General features: G+C 60.7%; 19 protein-coding genes. 16 read left to right on the top strand and 3 right to left on the bottom strand.

The window, feature by feature from the left end:
* Nucleotides 1-120: 120 nt before the first annotated feature.
* From PVW51_RS07875 to PVW51_RS07910, 8 genes are all read left to right on the top strand, one after another.
* On the top strand, nt 121-576 hold the full coding sequence (locus PVW51_RS07875) for a c-type cytochrome (protein WP_274574420.1): 456 nt from the start codon (nt 121-123) through the stop codon (nt 574-576).
* 303 nt (nt 577-879) lie between these two features.
* Nucleotides 880-2,034 carry an ABC transporter substrate-binding protein gene (locus PVW51_RS07880; protein ID WP_443287803.1) on the top strand — a complete coding sequence of 385 codons (1,155 nt, stop codon included), beginning with the start codon at nt 880-882 and terminating at the stop codon, nt 2,032-2,034.
* 51 nt (nt 2,035-2,085) lie between these two features.
* Nucleotides 2,086-3,003, top strand: a complete 918-nt coding sequence (locus PVW51_RS07885) for a branched-chain amino acid ABC transporter permease (RefSeq protein WP_274574422.1) — start codon at nt 2,086-2,088, stop codon at nt 3,001-3,003.
* Nucleotide 3,004: 1 nt separating this feature from the next.
* The gene (locus tag PVW51_RS07890) at nt 3,005-3,991 is read left to right on the top strand and encodes a branched-chain amino acid ABC transporter permease (protein ID WP_269360787.1); all 987 of its coding nucleotides are present in this window, start codon (nt 3,005-3,007) and stop codon (nt 3,989-3,991) included.
* Nucleotides 3,981-4,739 (top strand): ABC transporter ATP-binding protein, encoded by a 759-nt coding sequence (locus PVW51_RS07895; RefSeq protein ID WP_274574424.1) that lies wholly within the window; start codon nt 3,981-3,983, stop codon nt 4,737-4,739. Before PVW51_RS07890 ends, PVW51_RS07895 begins: the two co-directional genes overlap by 11 nt.
* Entirely contained in the window at nt 4,736-5,425 is a 690-nt protein-coding gene (locus PVW51_RS07900) for an ABC transporter ATP-binding protein (RefSeq protein ID WP_274574425.1), read from the top strand. The genes PVW51_RS07895 and PVW51_RS07900 overlap by 4 nt, the downstream gene beginning before the upstream one ends.
* Nucleotides 5,426-5,428: 3 nt before the next feature.
* Entirely contained in the window at nt 5,429-5,848 is a 420-nt protein-coding gene (locus PVW51_RS07905) for an acyl-CoA thioesterase (protein WP_274574426.1), read from the top strand.
* Nucleotides 5,838-6,233 carry a RidA family protein gene (locus PVW51_RS07910; RefSeq protein ID WP_114276740.1) on the top strand — a complete coding sequence of 132 codons (396 nt, stop codon included), beginning with the start codon at nt 5,838-5,840 and terminating at the stop codon, nt 6,231-6,233. The genes PVW51_RS07905 and PVW51_RS07910 overlap by 11 nt, the downstream gene beginning before the upstream one ends.
* A gap of 70 nt (nt 6,234-6,303) precedes the next feature.
* Here PVW51_RS07910 and PVW51_RS07915 read toward each other — a convergent pair whose 3' ends face one another.
* The 3 genes from PVW51_RS07915 to PVW51_RS07925 all read right to left on the bottom strand — a co-directional run bounded on the left by PVW51_RS07915 (nt 6,304) and on the right by PVW51_RS07925 (nt 8,290).
* Nucleotides 6,304-6,756 (bottom strand): MarR family winged helix-turn-helix transcriptional regulator, encoded by a 453-nt coding sequence (locus PVW51_RS07915; protein WP_274574427.1) that lies wholly within the window; start codon nt 6,754-6,756, stop codon nt 6,304-6,306.
* Nucleotides 6,757-6,820: 64 nt separating this feature from the next.
* Complete coding sequence (locus tag PVW51_RS07920) at nt 6,821-7,513, bottom strand: aspartate/glutamate racemase family protein (RefSeq protein WP_274574428.1); 693 nt, start codon at nt 7,511-7,513, stop codon at nt 6,821-6,823.
* An 18-nt stretch (nt 7,514-7,531) separates the two neighbouring features.
* Nucleotides 7,532-8,290 (bottom strand): DeoR/GlpR family DNA-binding transcription regulator, encoded by a 759-nt coding sequence (locus tag PVW51_RS07925; protein WP_114276744.1) that lies wholly within the window; start codon nt 8,288-8,290, stop codon nt 7,532-7,534.
* A gap of 251 nt (nt 8,291-8,541) precedes the next feature.
* Between PVW51_RS07925 and glpD the strand changes: the two genes are divergently transcribed.
* The 8 genes from glpD (at nt 8,542) to glpK (ending at nt 17,876) form a co-directional block, all read left to right on the top strand.
* A complete protein-coding gene (gene glpD / locus PVW51_RS07930) occupies nt 8,542-10,125 on the top strand; it encodes a glycerol-3-phosphate dehydrogenase (RefSeq protein WP_274574429.1) in 1,584 nt (527 codons plus the stop codon).
* Nucleotides 10,126-10,136: 11 nt separating this feature from the next.
* Entirely contained in the window at nt 10,137-11,225 is a 1,089-nt protein-coding gene (locus PVW51_RS07935) for an ABC transporter ATP-binding protein (protein WP_274574430.1), read from the top strand.
* A gap of 10 nt (nt 11,226-11,235) precedes the next feature.
* Nucleotides 11,236-12,312 carry an ABC transporter ATP-binding protein gene (locus PVW51_RS07940; RefSeq protein ID WP_269360777.1) on the top strand — a complete coding sequence of 359 codons (1,077 nt, stop codon included), beginning with the start codon at nt 11,236-11,238 and terminating at the stop codon, nt 12,310-12,312.
* 76 nt (nt 12,313-12,388) lie between these two features.
* A complete protein-coding gene (locus tag PVW51_RS07945; protein ID WP_269360775.1) occupies nt 12,389-13,258 on the top strand; it encodes a carbohydrate ABC transporter permease in 870 nt (289 codons plus the stop codon).
* A gap of 1 nt (nt 13,259) precedes the next feature.
* A complete protein-coding gene (locus PVW51_RS07950) occupies nt 13,260-14,126 on the top strand; it encodes a carbohydrate ABC transporter permease (RefSeq protein ID WP_269360774.1) in 867 nt (288 codons plus the stop codon).
* Between the two features lie 114 nt (nt 14,127-14,240).
* The gene (locus PVW51_RS07955) at nt 14,241-14,513 is read left to right on the top strand and encodes a DUF2160 domain-containing protein (RefSeq protein ID WP_269360772.1); all 273 of its coding nucleotides are present in this window, start codon (nt 14,241-14,243) and stop codon (nt 14,511-14,513) included.
* 78 nt (nt 14,514-14,591) lie between these two features.
* Nucleotides 14,592-16,313 carry an ABC transporter substrate-binding protein gene (locus PVW51_RS07960; RefSeq protein WP_269360770.1) on the top strand — a complete coding sequence of 574 codons (1,722 nt, stop codon included), beginning with the start codon at nt 14,592-14,594 and terminating at the stop codon, nt 16,311-16,313.
* A 75-nt stretch (nt 16,314-16,388) separates the two neighbouring features.
* Entirely contained in the window at nt 16,389-17,876 is a 1,488-nt protein-coding gene (gene glpK / locus PVW51_RS07965; RefSeq protein WP_274574431.1) for a glycerol kinase GlpK, read from the top strand.
* Nucleotides 17,877-17,890: the final 14 nt, after the last annotated feature.

Below are 17,890 nucleotides of genomic sequence, written 5' to 3' on the forward strand. Positions count from 1 at the left end.
GCTGGCTATTCCTGCGCTCTCTTGCCTGGAACTGAGCAATTTTGGACTGAAACGGGTGGGCGACAATGAATGTCAACACGACCTAGGGTAGCGGGTGAAGCATATGAACAGGAGTTCGTCATGAATATTGTAAAGACAGCCGTGCTTGGTGTTGCGCTGGCCGCAGGTCCTGCTTTTGCTGACAGTCACGCAACGGGTGATGCCGCTGCGGGCGAGAAAGTCTTTGCCAAGTGCAAGGCATGTCATTCGATTGTCGATGCGGGTGGCGACACGATTGTCAAAGGGGGCCGGACGGGACCGAACCTTTATGGGATCTACACCCGCGTTGCCGGCGCAGATGAAGATTTTGCCAGCAAATACGGCAGTTCGATGATCGAAGCCGGTGAGGCCGGGCTGGCGTGGAACGAGCAGGATTTCATTGCCTATGTGCAGGACCCGCGCGCGTTCCTGCAAAACTATCTTGATGACCGCAAGGCGCGGACCAAGATGTCGTTCAAACTGCGCAAGGAAGATGACGCGCGCAATCTCTGGGCCTATCTGGTGTCCGTCGGACCCGAGGTTGAAGCGTCGAACTGATCTGCCGCAGGAAGCTGAAAATTGGCGGTGCTGCAAAGGCAGTGCCGCCAATTCACGTTTGACGGATGGCGATCCCAATTAGAGACGGTTTCAACGCGTGACCCTGACCATGGGGTGGGGCGGCTGTTTTACGGTAATTAATTTCAAGCTCAAAATATTTTTGCTTGAAGTAAATTTACCCGACCGCTAACTTGGAGTCTGAGCCAAAAGGGAGTCATGCGGTCGCTTGCGTGTGGCGCAGAACTTTTACAAGCTCAGTCGAGCGCAAAAATGCGCCGGTCCAATTGGGAGATTATGATGACAATGAAATTCACAGCCCTTGCCGCTGCTGCACTGGCGATGACCTTTGGCAACGCCGCGCTGGCAGATGCGCATTCAGGAAAAGTAAAGATCGGACTGATCACCACCCTGACCGGCGGCGGCGCCGCTTTGGGTGTCGATACCCGCGACGGGTTCATGCTGGCCATCAACCAGGCAGCCAATGACGCCGTCGAAGTTGTGGTGGAAGACGACCAGCGCAAGCCGGATGTGGCCGTGCAGGTTGCCGACAAGATGATCCAGTCCGACAAGGTGGACATCCTGACCGGTATCGTATGGTCCAACCTGGCGCTGGCCGTGGCACCCGCCGCAAACGCGCAGGGCAAGTTCTATATCTCGACCAATGCCGCCCCGGCGCAGCTGGCGGGCAAGGGTTGCAACAAGGACTATTTTGCCGTGTCCTACCAGAACGACAACATGCACGAGGCGGCAGGCGCGCATGCCACTGCATCCGGGTACACCAACGCCTTCATCCTTGCCCCGAACTATCCGGCCGGGCAGGATTCACTGACAGGCTTCAAGCGTCTCTATGAAGGCGAATTGGCAGGGGAGCTTTACACCAAGCTTGGCCAGACAGATTATGCCGCCGAGATTGCGCAGATCCGCGCCTCGGGCGCCGACAGCATCTTTTTCTTCCTGCCGGGCGGCATGGGGATTTCGTTCCTCAAGCAATATGCCGACAGCGGGATCGAACTGCCGGTGATCGGGCCATCCTTCAGCTTTGATCAGGGAATTCTGCAGGCGGTCGGCGATGCGGCCCTTGGCATCCACAACACCTCGCAGTGGAACAAGGACATCGACAATCCCACCAACAAGGCCTTTGTGGAGACGTTTCAGGAAACCTACGACCGTTTGCCGACGCTTTATGCGGCGCAGGCCTTTGACACCGCAAACCTGATCCTTGCGGCGGCGGGGCAGGCGGACATCGCGGACCGTGATGCGTTCCGGGCAGCGCTGAAGGCGGCTGATTTCAATTCGGTGCGTGGCAAGTTCAGGTTCGGCAACAACCAGCATCCGATCCAGGACATCTATGTGCGCGAAGTGATCAAGGAAGGTGACGTTTACACCAACAAGATCATCTCGACGATCCTGACCGATCACCAGGATGTCTATGCGGCCGATTGCGGCCTGAGCGACTAAGGCAATTACCGGCGGCCCGCATCGGGCCGCCACATTGGTTCCGGGGCAAGCATGTCGATAATTCTGCTGATAGAGCAAATCCTGAACGGCCTGCAGTTCGGCGTGATGCTGTTCCTGATGGCGGCCGGCCTGACGCTGATCTTTGGCGTCATGGGGCTGATCAACCTGGCGCATGGATCGCTTTACATGATCGGCGCCTTTGCTGCTGCGGCCGGAGCCGCCGCGACAGGATCCTTTGTGCTGGGTCTGATTGCCGCCCTGACCTCGGCGGCGCTGTTTGGCGCGTTGATCGAACTTACCGTGATCCGCAGGCTTTACGCACGCGACCACCTGGATCAGGTGCTGGCAACCTTTGCCCTGATCCTGATCTTTTCAGAGGCGACGCGCTGGGTTTTTGGCTCTTTCCCGCTGTTTCTGGACACGCCTGCTTTCCTGTCCGGCACCGTGACCCTGCCAGGAGGCATCCTGTATTCCAAGTACCGCCTTGCGATCATCCTGATCGGGCTGGCGGTGGCTGTGGGCCTGTTCCTGCTGATCTCCAGGACCCGTGTCGGCATGCGCATCCGCGCCGGTGAAAACGACCGCGAGATGATCGGCGCGCTGGGGGTCGATATTTCGGTTCTCTATACAATGGTCTTTGCCCTGGGGGCGGCGCTGGCCGGCCTGTCCGGTGCGCTGGTCGGCGCGATCCAGTCGGTCGAGGTCGGCATGGGCGAACCAGTGTTGATCCTGGCCTTCGTGGTCATCGTGATCGGCGGCATCGGGTCGATCAAGGGGGCGCTGGCCGGTGCAATTCTGGTCGGGCTGACCGATACGCTCGGGCGCACGCTGCTGCCCGTCCTTTTCGCCAGTTTCATGGACCCTTCTGCCGCGACCACGGTCGGCTCGGCGCTGGCGTCGATGCTGATTTACATTCTCATGGCGGGGGTCTTGCTGTTCAAACCCACCGGCCTATTCGGGAGCGCCTGACATGTTGCCGGAACGTATGATCAACCTGCTGATCCTTGGCCTGTTGCTGGCGGTGCCACTGGTGGCGCTGGCGATGGATGAGCCCTTTATCATCACATTGGCAACCAAGGCCGCCGTGCTTGCGGTGGCGGGCGTGGGGCTGAACCTTGCCCTGGGGCAGGGCGGGCTGGTCAGCTTTGGCCATGCCGCCTATTTCGGGGTGGGCGGCTATGCCATGGGCATCCTCGCCAGCCACGCGCAAAGCTATACACCGCTGATGGAGGCACCGTTCCTGATCGAAGGAACCAAATCCATGCTGGTGATCTGGCTGGTGGCGATTGTCGCCAGCGCATTGGTGGCCCTGCTGGTCGGCGCATTGTCGCTGCGGACCTCGGGGGTCTATTTCATCATGGTGACGCTCGCCTTTGGCCAGATGCTCTATTACTTCGCAATCTCCTGGCCGGCCTACGGCGGTGAGGACGGGCTGTCGATCTATGTGCGCAACGGATTTCCCGGCTTGAACACGCTGGACCCGATCCAGTTCTTCGGTCTGTGTTTCGCCGTTCTGCTGATCGTGCTTTTTGCCGTCAACCTGTTGAACAAATCGCCCTTTGGTCTGGCCCTGAACGGTGCCCACCAGAATGAGGAACGCGCGCGCACCGTGGGCATCAATGTCTACCGGTTGCGGCTGACCGCCTTTGTCATCTCCGGTGCGATCACCGGGCTGGCCGGGGCGCTCTTTGCCGATCTGAACCGGTTCGTCAGCCCGACCATGTTCAGCTGGCAGACGTCGGGCGAGATCATGGTCTTCATCATCCTTGGCGGTGTTGCGCGGCTTTGTGGCCCGGTGGCGGGTGCGGCGGTCTATATCCTGCTGGAACATGTGTTGGGGGGGCTGTCGGAATACTGGCACATCTATCTGGGTGCGATCCTGCTGTTTGTGGTGCTCTTTGCCAAGGGCGGGCTGGTTGGCGGATTGTCCCGCCGGGAGGTGCGCCATGCCGGCTGAGGTGATCCTGGATGTGCGCGACCTGCACAAGAGCTTTGGCGCGCTCAAGGCCAGCGACGGCATTTCGCTGGACCTGCGGGCGGGCGAGATTCATGCGCTGATCGGGCCGAACGGGGCGGGAAAATCGACCCTGATCAAGCAGATTGCGGGCGGGCTGAAGCCCGACCGGGGGGCGGTGCATTTCATGGGGCGCGATGTAAGCGCGCTGTCAGTGGCGCAGCGGGCCCATGCGGGTCTGGCGCGGACGTTTCAGATTTCGGCCCTGGCGATGGAATATACCGTCATGGAAAACGCCGTGCTGGGGGCGATCGGGCAAAGCGGGCGCACCTTTGGTTTCTTCCGCCCGGCGATGAAGGACCGCGCATTGCTGGACAGTGCCGCGGCGGCGCTGGAGCGGGTCGGACTGACCGAACATGCCAGCACGATCACGTCGGAATTGTCCCACGGCCAGCGACGGCAGCTTGAAGTCGCAGTTGCCCTGACACTGGCCCCAAAGGCCTTTTTGATGGATGAACCGATGGCCGGCATGGGGGCCGAAGGCTCGCGCGAGCTGACCGGGTTTCTGCAGGACCTGAAACATCAGGCCCCGATCCTGCTGGTAGAACATGACATGGACGCGGTCTTTGCCCTCGCCGACCGGATCAGCGTGCTGGTCTATGGCAAGATCATCGCGACCGGCAGCGTTGACGAAATCCGCAGCAACGCGGATGTCAAAACCGCCTATCTGGGCGAGGAGGACGCGGCATGAGCCTGCTTTCGCTCAACGGGATCACCGCCAGCTATGGTGCGTCGCAGGCCCTGTTCGGGGTGGACCTGAGTGTGGCCGAGGGCGAGGTCGTGGCGCTGATGGGCCGCAACGGCATGGGCAAGTCGACCACGATCAAGGTGATCTGCCGCCTGTTGCAAAACACCCATGGCGAGGTGCAGTTCGCAGGCCAGAACCTGGCCGGGATGCCCGCACATCGTGCGGCCAAGCTGGGCCTGGGCCTGGTTCCCGAAGGGCGCCGGTGTTTCACCAATCTGACCGTGCGCGAGAACCTTCATGCCTCGGCCCGGCCCGGCGCCTGGGATTTTGCCCGTGTGCATGGGCTGTTTCCCCGGCTGGAAGAACGCGGCGACCAGTTGGCGGGATCGCTTTCGGGGGGCGAACAGCAGATGCTCGCGATTGGCCGCGCGTTGATGACCAACCCCCGGCTGCTGATCCTGGACGAGGCGACCGAGGGGCTGGCCCCCGTGGTGCGGCAGGAGATCTGGGCCGCCATCGCCACGCTCAAGGGCGACGCGGGCCTGTCGATCCTCGTGGTGGACAAGACAATCAGCGAATTGCGCCGGATCGCCGATCGGGTGGTGATCCTGGAACGCGGCAAATCTGTCTGGACCGGTGGCATGGACGATCTGTCCGGCCCCGTCAAAGATCAGTACCTGGGGGTCTGAACCATGCCGTTTGTGTATCACCAGAAGGTCAAGTTCAGGCATTGTGATCCGGCGGGGATCGTCTTTTACCCCCGCTATTTCGAGATGATGAACGACACGGTCGAAGATTTCTTTGAAAAGGTCGCCTTGCTGCCCTTTTCCGGGATGCAGCAGAAATGCGGTATTCCCACGGCAGGGATAGAGGCGCAGTTCCAGGCCCCCAGCCGATTGGGCGATCAGCTGGAGATCGCCTTGACCATCACGCGACTGGGGCGGAGCAGCCTCGGTTTGGCTTATGACGCGCGCTGCGAAGGCGCGCCACGTTTCACGGCGGGTTCGACAGTTGTCTTCATCGACGACAAAGGCCGGCCCGCCCCATGGACGGATGCAATCCGCACCCGGCTGGACAGATTTATCAAGAAGGAGACGCCAAATGGCAAATGAGGTTATTCAGCCGGAAGGATGGGCCCCCGCCAAAGGCTATGCCAATGGTGTGAAAGCGGCAGGACAGCAGATCTATATCGGTGGCCAGATCGGCTGGACCGCCGAGCAGAAGTTCGAAAGCCACGATTTCATCGGGCAGACCGAACAGGCCCTGCTTAACATCCGGGCGGTGCTTGAGGCCGCAGGTGGCAAGCCGGAGGATCTGGTGCGCCTGACCTGGTACATCACCGACAAGCGCGAATACCTGGCGAAGCAACGTGAGATGGGCGAAGCCTATCGCAGGGTCCTGGGCCGTAACTTTCCGGCCATGGCGATGGTCGTTGTCGCCGGATTGATCGAGGATGAGGCGCTGGTTGAGATCGAAGCAACGGCGGTGCTGCCGTAGCATCTGTTGTCAGGCAGGACGCGCTGAGGCCAGAGCCTAACCGTACCTCTGTTGTTCACGCGGGGCGAAATCAGCTTTCCGGTGCGGCAGCGGCATCGGCGCGGTGCAAAAGGTCGCGGATCAGGTCCAGGTCGTCATGCCCCAGTCTGGCAAAGATCCGGTCGACCAGCGCCTCATGTCCTGCGGCCAGAACCTCGAACTGCTTGCGGCCCTTGTCGGACAGGCTGACATTGACCACACGCCTGTCGCTTGCAGCGGCGATGCGGACCACCAGACCGTCCTTTTCCAGCCGGTCCACCACGGTAGAGGCATTGCCGTTGGAGACCAGCAACATCTGGCTGAGCGCGCTCATCTTGATGGGTGCATCGGCGCGGTAGAGTGCGGCCATCACGTCAAAGCGGGGCAGGGTGGTGCCATGGCTGACACGCATATATTCGCGCAGGCTGTTTTCGGTCTGCCGGGTCAGACGCAGCAACCTGATCCAGGTGCGCAGACGTCTGCGGGACAAAGTGGTGTCGCGCATTGCGAATTCCTTCGGTTGCCGCACCAAGGGTGCCTTGCAAGGCTACCTTTCGGCGCTGCGGCTTTCAACCTTGCGCACCGCGCCACAACAGTGCGGCGGCATCCAGAATACCATAGACCGGCCGCCCCGTGGCCCGCCGGATCGCGGCGGCATAGGGCGGCAGGTTTCCGCATTCCAGCAGAAAGCAGCCCAGCCCGGGGTGCTGCGCCACCATGCCCCGGGCCAGATCGGTGCAATGGCGCGCGATTGCGCCGCTGTCCAGCACATCCGGCTGGTCGGATTTGTGGCTCAGGATGGCACCGGCAAAGGCAGCGCAGTCCTGCATGCCCGCAACATGTACCGCGCCGGGATCAATCCCCGCCGATTGCAGTGCGCCGCCCAGCAAACTGTCCCGCGAGGCGGTCAGGATGCCGATGGGCTTCGTGCCAAAGGACAGCCGCAGGGCAGGATAAAGTGACAGCGCCGAGACCATCACCGGAATCTCCACCGCAGCTGCCAGTGCGTCCTGGATATGCACCAGGAATCCGCAGGTCGAAATGATGCCAAGGGCACCTTCGGCTTCCAGCGTGCGGGCGGCGGCAACAAAGGCGGCGATCAGCGCCGGGTCTGGTGCGCGGCCTCGCACGATGTCGGGTGATCCGGCGCCGGCAACCACATGCAGCCGCACCGGGAAAGGATAGCTGTCAGCATTGCCCGCATCCCCGACAACGCGGGGAAAGGCCGTGTCCAGCATCAGGATCCCGATAAAGCCGCTCATGAGGTGCCACGGTGGCGGTCAGGCATAATGAACCTTGGTGCCTGCTTTTTCGCAGAACAACCTGCATTGTTCAGAGAGGGGCCGGTCGGTGATAAACCGGTCCACATCGGCCATGGAGGCAATACGCGCCGGTGCCTTGCGCCCGAACTTCGAACTGTCGGCGGCCAGGAAGACCTCTTGCGATTGCTGGATGATGGTTTTGCTGACGCCGACCTCCTGCACGTCGAAGTCCAGGATTTCGCCGTCGTGGCGCAGCGCGGAACAGCCGATCACCGCGTAATCGAACCGGAATTGCCGGATCGTCTGGGTGGCAAGGTCACCGACCAGCCCGCCGTCCGACCGGCGCAGGTGGCCGCCGGTGACGATTACTTCGACATTGTGGTTCTGCGACAGGATCATCGCGATGTTGATGTTGTTGGTCACGACCAGCAGCCCCTCATGATGCAGCAGTTCTGCTGCAACAGCCTCTGTGGTGGTGCCGATGTTCAGGAAGACGGAGCAATCATTGGGAATGAACTTTGCGCAGGCACTGCCGATGTCGACCTTGGCGGCCTGATTCAGCTCGCGCCGCTCGCTGTAGCCGATGTTGGTGGTGGTCGAGGGAAGGACCGCGCCGCCATGGACACGCTCAAGCCTGCCATCGTCGGCAAGTTCGGTCAGATCGCGGCGGATGGTCTGCGGCGTTACACTGAAATGTTCCGCCAGCCCGTCGACCGTGACCTTCCCCTCACGGCGGGCGATCTGGATGATCTCCGGTTTGCGCAAGGTTTGACTCATTCTACCCCTCGAATCGAAAGAATACGACCTTGCTACACCGTTTGATCCGGCTCAGTCACGCTTTTCACGGGGATATTCGCGCCTGTCCGCCTTCGGTCAAAGGGGTCTCATCCGTCATGTCAGCGAAAATAGTTGATATTTTTCAATTTACTATCGAAAACGCGCAATAACGAACATTTTTCTCTTCCTTTTTGATGCGTTTTTTGTCACCTTCCCCGAAAGCGAGCATCCAATCGCTGGGGGAGGACACCATGACGCCCGATTTCGACCTGCTGGTTATCGGCGGGGGCATCAACGGTTGCGGCATTGCGCGCGATGCGGCGGGCAGGGGGCTGTCCGTTTGTCTGGCCGAGATGAACGACATCGGGTCGGCCACTTCGGCCTCCTCCACCAAGCTGTTTCACGGCGGCTTGCGGTATCTGGAATATTTCGAGGTGCGCCTTGTGCGCGAGGCGCTGGTGGAGCGGGAAACGCTGTTGCGCGCGATGCCGCATATTTCCTGGCCCATGCGGTTTGTGCTGCCCTACCACGATTCCATGCGGTTCGACACGACCACACCGACGTCGAAACTGCTGAACACCTTCATGCCCTGGATGAAAGGGCGCAGGCCCGCCTGGCTTATCCGGCTGGGGCTGTTCATGTATGACAACCTTGGCGGTCGGAAGATCCTGCCGGGGACCAGCAGCGTCGATCTGCGCAACAGTCCCGAAGGCGCGCCGCTGAATGCCAAATTCGAACATGCCTATGAATATTCGGATTGCTGGGTCGAGGATTCGCGCCTTGTGGTGCTGAATGCCCGCGATGCGGAGATGCGCGGCGCACGTATCCTGCCGCGTCACAAGGTCGTCAGCGCGGACCCTTCCGGCGACGGCTGGACCGTGACGATACAGGACACCAACACCGGGCAGGACATCACTGTCACCGCGCGGATGATCGTGAACGCGGCAGGCCCCTGGGTTGGCGACGTGTTGCGGGGCACGATCAAAAGCAACCAGACAGGTGGGGTGCGGCTGGTGCGCGGCAGCCATATCGTGACCAAGCGGCTGTTCGATCACGACAAATGCTATTTCTTTCAGGGGATGGACGGGCGGATCATCTTTGCCATTCCCTATGAGACCGACTTTACCCTGATCGGCACCACGGATCAGGAACATCACGACCCGGACGTGAAGCCGGAATGCACCCCGGAAGAACAACGCTATCTGGTTGATTTCGTGAACGAATATCTGGCCAACCCGATTTCGACCGATGACATCGTCTGGACCTATTCCGGTGTGCGCCCGCTCTATGACGACGGGGCCAGCAGCGCGACGGCGGCGACCCGCGATTATACCATCCATCTGGATCAAAGCCGGGGCGCCCCTGCGGTAAACGTCTTTGGCGGCAAGATCACGACCTATCGGCGGCTGGCTGAAAGCGCGCTGGAAAAGGTTGGCGAGGTTCTGCACGTCAAGGGGCCATGGACCGCCGGTGTGGCCCTGCCGGGCGGCGATTTCCCGGTCGACGGGGTGTTGCCGCTGATGGACGGGCTGATGCGCGACTACAGCTTTCTTGACCCGAAATGGGCCCGCCGTCTGGTGCGCGCCTATGGCACCCAGGCCCGTATGGTCCTTGGCGATGCCACTGTCGCCGCCGATCTGGGGCAGCAGTTCGGGGCGGGATTGACCGAGCGCGAAGTGCGCTGGCTGATGGACAATGAATACGTGCAGCGTGCCGAAGACGTGGTCTGGCGGCGCAGCAAGCTGGGTCTGCGGATGACAGCAGCGGAAATCAAGGCACTTGACGGGTGGATCGCCAAGGCGTCGGATCATCCCGTTTCAAAGGCCGCGGAGTAACTGGGGGAAAGATGGCGCTGGAATTCAAAAACGTGTCCAAGGTGGTCAATGGTGAGACACATATTCACCCGACCAACCTGACACTTGAGGCGGGCACGATGAACGTGCTTCTTGGCCCGACCTCGTCGGGCAAGACGTCGCTGATGCGACTGATGGCGGGGCTGGACGTGCCAACCGGCGGCCAGGTGTTCTGGGACGGCACCGATGTGACCGGGATGCGGGTGCAGGACCGAAAGGTCGCCATGGTTTATCAGCAGTTCATCAATTACCCGTCGATGACCGTCTATGACAACATCGCCTCGCCACTGCGGCTGATGGGCAAGTCAAAGGCAGAGATCGACGTGGCCGTGAAACAGGCCGCCGCGCTGATGCAGCTGGAACCGATGCTGGACCGCAAGCCGCTGGAACTGTCCGGCGGGCAGCAGCAGCGCTGCGCCCTGGCGCGGGCGCTGGTCAAGAACGCGGGCCTCGTCCTGCTGGACGAACCGCTGGCCAATCTCGACTACAAGCTGCGCGAGGAACTTCGCGTGGAGATCCCCAAGATATTCGAGGAATCCGGCGCGGTCTTCGTCTATGCCACCACCGAACCGGAAGAGGCGCTGCTGCTGGGCGGCAATACCGCCACCATGTGGGAGGGGCGCGTGACCCAGTTCGGCCCGACCCCCACGGTGTATCGCCAGCCGGTCGATGCCACCACTGCGCGGGTGTTCAGCGATCCTCCGATGAATTTCCTCGATATTACCAAACAGGGTGGCACGCTGACCTACGGGCAGGGGCACACAGCCCCGGCGACTGGTCCCTTGGCAGACCTTGCCGATGGCATCTACATTGCAGGTTTCCGGCCCAACCACGTCGAAATCGCGCAGCCTGCGGAAGGCGCCGTTACGTTCGACACCCGCCTTTCCGTCACCGAATTGACCGGGTCCGAAACCTTCGTCCACCTCGATTATGCTGACCGCAAATGGGTCGGCCTTATTCACGGCGTGCATGATCTGAAACTGGGCAGCGCGCTGCCCGTCTATCTGGACCCACGTCACATCTACATCTTCAGCGTAACGGGCGACCTGGTGGCACCAGCGTCCTACGCGCTGGCAGCCTGAGGAGCGGGACATGGCCAAGATCACCCTCGACAACCTCGCACATTCCTATCTGTCCAATCCGACGGGTGAGGATGACTTTGCCCTGAAGGAGCTGAATCACGTCTGGACCGACGGCGAGGCCTATGCCCTGCTGGGGTCTTCGGGCTGTGGCAAATCCACGCTGCTCAACATCATCTCTGGCCTGCTGCACCCCAGTCAGGGGCGCATCCTGTTTGATGACAAGGACGTCACACAGGCCACCACCGCCGCGCGCAACATCGCGCAGGTGTTCCAGTTTCCGGTGGTCTACGACACGATGACGGTGCGCGACAATCTGGCCTTTCCATTGCGCAACCGGGGCGAGGAACCCGGCTATATCGCGGAACGGGTCCAGAAGATCGCCCAGATGATCGGCATGGAAGACGTGCTGAACCGCCGCGCGCGGGGGTTGACCGCTGACGCCAAGCAAAAGATTTCACTGGGCCGCGGCATGGTGCGCGAGGATGTGAACGCGCTGCTGTTCGACGAGCCGCTGACGGTGATCGACCCGCATATGAAATGGGAATTGCGCACGCAGCTCAAATCCCTGCACCATGAATTCGGCCACACGATGATCTATGTGACCCACGACCAGACCGAGGCGCTGACCTTTGCCGACAAGGTGGTGGTCATGTACGACGGCCGCGTGGTGCAGATCGGCACCCCGCAAGAGCTGTTTGAGCGGCCCGAGCATACCTTTGTCGGCTATTTCATCGGTTCGCCGGGGATGAACGTGATCCCTGCCGAAATCTCCGGCACGCAGGCGGTGGTCAATGGCACCGCGCTGACCCTGCAGCAGAACTATGGTGCGCCGACAGGCAATGTCGCCCTGGGTGTGCGGCCCGAGTTCGTCAGCCTGACAAAAGGCGATGGCCTGCCGGTAAAGGTGCGCCGGGTCGAAGACGTCGGCCGCCACAAAATCGTGCGCGCCGATCTTTTTGGCAAGGAAATCAATATCGTGTCCCCGGAAGGACAAGAGATTTCGCCTGACATGAACCACATCACCTTCGCCCCGGATCATGTGAACGTCTATGTGAACGACTGGCGTCAACAGGGGGCGGCGGCATGACAAAGCACATCCGCCACACAGCATGCCGGGCCGGACGCGCCTGCCAAGGGCAGAAAATAGATGAGAGGGCCGCCTGATGAACAAGACAGTCAACCAAAAAGCATGGTTCCTGGTGCTGCCGGTGTTGCTGCTGGTCGCCTTTTCCGCCGTGATCCCGCTGATGACGGTGGTGAACTATTCGGTGCAGGACACCTTCGGGCAGAACCAGTTCTTCTGGGCGGGTCTCGAATGGTTCGAGGAGATGCTCGATTCCGACCGCATGTGGACGGCATTGGGACGGCAATTGATGTTCTCAGGCATCATTCTGGCCATCGAGGTGCCGCTGGGCATCTTCGTGGCGCTGAACATGCCGAAAAGCGGATTCTGGTCCAGCTTCTGCCTTGTGCTGATGTCACTGCCGCTGCTGATCCCGTGGAACGTGGTCGGCACCATCTGGCAGATCTTCGGGCGGGTGGACATTGGTCTGCTGGGCCATACGCTCGACGCGCTGGGGATCTCCTACAACTATACGCAGGATACCTTCGCCGCCTGGGCGACCATCGTGGTGATGGATGTCTGGCACTGGACCTCTCTGGTGGCGTTGCTGGCCTTTGCCGGGCTGAAATCGATCCCCGATGCCTATTATCAGGCCGCCAAGATCGACCAGGCCAGCCGTTGGGCCGTCTTCCGGTTCATCGAACTGCCCAAGATGGCAGGCGTTCTGATGATCGCCATCCTGCTGCGGTTCATGGACAGTTTCATGATCTACACCGAACCGTTCGTGGTCACCGGCGGGGGACCCGGCAACGCCACGACGCTGCTGTCAATCGACCTGGTCAAGATGGCGCTAGGACAGTTCGACCTTGGCCCCGCCGCGGCATTCTCGCTGATGTATTTCCTGGTGATCCTGCTGATCTCCTGGGTGTTCTACACAGTGATGACCACCATCGACGCGAAGGAGGGATAAGATGACCGATACCGCAACCATCCCCGCCGACATGACCGGCAGCGCATCTGCAAAACGCCGTCGGCCGCGCATCAACGGTTCGGCCGTGGTCATGGCGCTTTATCTGCTGTTCCTGCTGTTGCCGATCTACTGGCTGCTGAACATGAGCCTGAAGACGAACACGGAGATTCTGAACAGCTTTACCCTGTGGCCGCGCAATCTGACGTTTGACAATTATGCGACGATCCTGACCGATCCCGCATGGTACATGGGCTACGTCAATTCGCTGATCTACGTGGTGATGAATACCGTGATCAGCCTGACCGTGGCGCTGCCTGCGGCCTATGCCTTCAGCCGCTACAGCTTCATGGGCGACAAACACCTGTTCTTCTGGCTGCTGACCAACCGGATGGCGCCGCCCGCCGTTTTTGCGCTGCCGTTCTTTCAGCTTTATTCTTCCGTGGGCCTGTTCGACACCCATATTGCCGTGGCACTGGCGCATTGCCTGTTCAACGTGCCGCTGGCGGTCTGGATTCTCGAAGGCTTCATGCGCGGCGTGCCCAAGGAGATTGACGAAACCGCCTACATCGACGGCTACGGCTTTGGACGGTTCTTCATCAAGATTTTCATGCCCCTGATCGCCAGTGGCATCGGGGTGGCGGCCTTCTTCTGCTTCATGTTCTCCTGGGTCGAACTGCTGCTGAGCCGCACGCTGACCACGGTGGACGCGAAACCCATTGCCGCGATCATGACCCGGACCCAGGGCGCCAGCGGCATCGACTGGGGCGTGCTGGCAGCGGCCGGTATCCTGACTGTCGTGCCCGGTGCGCTGGTCATCTATTTCGTGCGCAACTACATCGCCAAGGGCTTTGCCCTCGGGAGGGTGTGATGCAACCAATGGTTAACAAATACCCCGTGATCTTCGGGTCTGACCCGTGGACCTCGTGCATCAGTGCCTGCATCACACCCACAGATACAACCGCAAAGACAGGAGCACGCTGACATGGACTGGATGGCATGGACCTGGCCGACGGCGATCTTCTTTATCGTCATTGCCTGCACCCTGATCACTTTCACCTTTCTGGCGATCAAATTTCCCGAAACGCCACGCCGGGGCGTTCTGGGCATGGAGACGACGCGCGGCGATCGTCTTTTCATCACACTTCTGGGCAGCGCCTTCATCAATCTGGCGTGGCTTGGAATTGTCGGGGCGAACCAGCCGTATGCCCTGATTGTCTGCCTTGTCTATGCCGTGGCGGTGTTTCGCTGGGTCTAGGCAATGTGGTTCCACCGCGGCCGGGTGTCATCCGGCCGCATACGATTACATAACGTTTCGAAAATTAGGGAGGAAACGATGAAACTTAATCTGAAATCAAGTACAGCCGTTGTGCTGGCACTTGGAATGCTCAGCGGCCCGGCATTTGCCGACATGGATGCCGCCAAGGCGTTTCTGGATGCCGAAATCGGCGATACATCGGTGCTCAGCCGCGCCGATCAGGAAGCTGAAATGCAGTTCTTTGTCGATGCTGCAGCACCCTATCAAGGCATGGAGATCAAGGTCGTCTCCGAAACCATCACCACGCATGAATATGAAAGCCAGGTACTGGCCCCCGCGTTCACTGCGATCACCGGCATCAAGGTCACTCATGACCTGATCGGCGAAGGCGATGTTGTCGAAAAGCTGCAAACACAGATGCAGTCGGGCGAGAACATCTATGATGCCTACATCAACGACTCTGACCTGATCGGCACCCATTGGCGCTATCAGCAGGTGCGAAACCTGACCGACTGGATGGCAGGTGAGGGCGCGGACGTGACCCTGCCGACGCTGGATCTGGACGATTTCATCGGCACCTCCTTTACCACCGGTCCCGATGGCAAGCTGTACCAGCTTCCGACCCAGCAATTCGCGAACCTCTATTGGTTCCGCTACGACTGGTTCAACGACGAAAAGAACAAGGCCGACTTCAAAGAGAAATACGGCTATGATCTGGGCGTTCCGGTCAACTGGTCGGCCTATGAGGACATTGCCGAGTTCTTCACCGGTCGTGATCTGTCGCATATGGACGTGAACGGCGAAGTTTACGGCAACATGGACTATGGCAAGAAAGACCCCAGCCTGGGCTGGCGTTACACCGATGCCTGGATGTCCATGGCCGGTATGGGCGACGTGGGTGAACCCAATGGCCTGCCGGTCGACGAATGGGGCATTCGCGTGAACGACCAGTCGCAACCGACCGGGTCCTGCGTGACCCGTGGCGGTGCCACCAACTCGCCTGCTGCCGTCTATGCGGTGACCAAGGCGATCGAATGGCTGCAGAAATACTCGCCGCCCGCTGCGGCCGGTATGACATTCTCCGAAGCGGGCCCGATCCCCGCTCAGGGCAACGTCGCTCAGCAGATGTTCTGGTACACGGCCTTCACCGCCGACACGGTGAAACCCGACCTGCCGGTGATGAACGAAGACGGCACGCCCAAGTGGCGCATGGCCCCTTCGCCCCACGGTGCCTATTGGAAAGAGGGCCAGAAGATCGGCTATCAGGACGCAGGCAGCTGGACGCTGATGAAATCGACCCCCGTGGACCGCGCACAGGCCGCATGGCTTTATGCACAGTTCGTGGTGTCGAAAACGGTTGATTTGAAGAAATCGGATGTGGGTCTGACCTTTATCCGTGAATCGACCATCGACAGCGACCATTTCACCGAACGCGCACCGCGTCTGGGTGGTCTGGTGGAATTCTACCGCTCACCCGCCCGCGTGGCGTGGTCGCCCACTGGTACAAACGTGCCGGATTACCCCAAGCTGGCCCAACTGTGGTGGCAGAACATCGGCGACGCCATGTCCGGTGCGAAAACACCGCAGCAGGCTCTGGATGCGCTCTGCGCAGATCAGGAAAAAGTGCTTGAGCGTCTGGAGCGCGCGGGTGTGCAAGGTGACCTTGGTCCGAAGCTGAACCCGGAGGAAAGTGCCGAATACTGGTTCGAACAGCCCGGCGCGCCCTATCCCAAGCTGGCGAACGAGGACGAAGAGCCGAAAACCGTCGCTTATGACGAGCTGATCAAATCCTGGGAATAACACCCGGTTTGCAAGAAACTGCGGGGGGCCTTGAACGGCCCCCCGTTTTGCCCTTTGATCCAGAGCGTGCGCCCCATGAAATATATCCTGTCGATCGACCAAGGCACCACATCGAGCCGTGCCATCCTTTTTGACGAAACCCTGAACCTCAAGGCGATGTCGCAAGAGGAGTTTCGCCAGATATTTCCCAACTCCGGCTGGGTCGAACATGATCCTTCCGATTTGTGGAGCACGACCGCAGGCACCTGCCGCGCCGTGATCGAACGCGCGGGCATCGACGCCCGCGATATCATTGCCATCGGCATCACCAACCAGCGCGAAACCACCGTCGTCTGGGACAAGAATACCGGCAAGCCGGTCCATAATGCCATCGTCTGGCAAGACCGCCGCACCGCCGAATTCTGCAGATCTTTGCGCGATGCGGGGCACGCCGACATGGTGGCCGACCGCACCGGCCTGCTGCTGGACCCGTATTTTTCCGCGACCAAGGTCAAGTGGATCCTGGATAACGTGGATGGCGCACGTGACGCCGCACAGGCGGGCGATCTGCTGTTCGGCACCGTCGATTGCTATCTGATCTGGAAGCTGACAGGCGGCGAGGTGCATGCCACCGACGCCACCAACGCCGCGCGCACCATGCTCTATGACATTCGCAAGGGACGCTGGAGCCAGACCATCTGCGACCTGTTCGACATTCCCATGTCGATGCTGCCGGATGTGCGCGACAGTGCCGCCGATTTCGGCACCACCCGCGCCGATCTTTTTGGCCGCCCGATTCCCATTCTGGGTGTCGCAGGCGACCAGCAGGCCGCGACCATCGGGCAGGCCTGCTTTGAACCGGGCATGCTGAAATCCACATACGGGACCGGATGTTTTGCCTTGCTGAACACGGGCGATACACCGGTGAGGTCGCAAAACCGTCTGCTGACCACCATCGCCTATCAACTGGATGGCAAGCCGACCTATGCGCTGGAAGGGTCGATTTTTGTGGCAGGGGCCGTGGTGCAATGGCTGCGCGACGGGCTGAAAATCATCCGCGAAGCGTCAGAGACCCAACCGCTGGCCGAAGCCGCCGACCCCACACAGGAAGTCGTGCTTGTGCCCGCCTTTACCGGGCTGGGCGCACCTTATTGGAACCCTGACTGCCGGGGCGCAATCTTTGGGCTGTCACGAAACTCAGGCCCGCAGGAACTGGCCAAGGCCGCCTTGGAAAGCGTCGGCTACCAGACCCGCGACCTGCTGGAAGCGATGCATGCCGACTGGACCGGGCAGGGGGCCGACCCGGTGTTGCGCGTCGATGGCGGGATGAGCGCATCGGACTGGGCCATGCAGTTCCTGTCCGACATCATCGACGCCCCGGTTGACCGGCCCAAGGTGCTGGAAACCACCGCCCTTGGTGTTGCCTGGCTGGCCGGGATGAAGGCGGGCGCGCTGCCGGACCAGGAAGCTTTTGCCAGGGGATGGGCGCTGGACCGGCAATTCCAACCGGCAATGGACGCTCGGACCCGCGACCGGAAATATGCCGGCTGGAAGCGTGCCGTGGACTCTACGCTGGCGTATTGACATTGCCAGGGGCT

It is taken from the genome of Sulfitobacter sp. PR48 (assembly GCF_028807335.1).
Classification (GTDB): domain Bacteria; phylum Pseudomonadota; class Alphaproteobacteria; order Rhodobacterales; family Rhodobacteraceae; genus Sulfitobacter.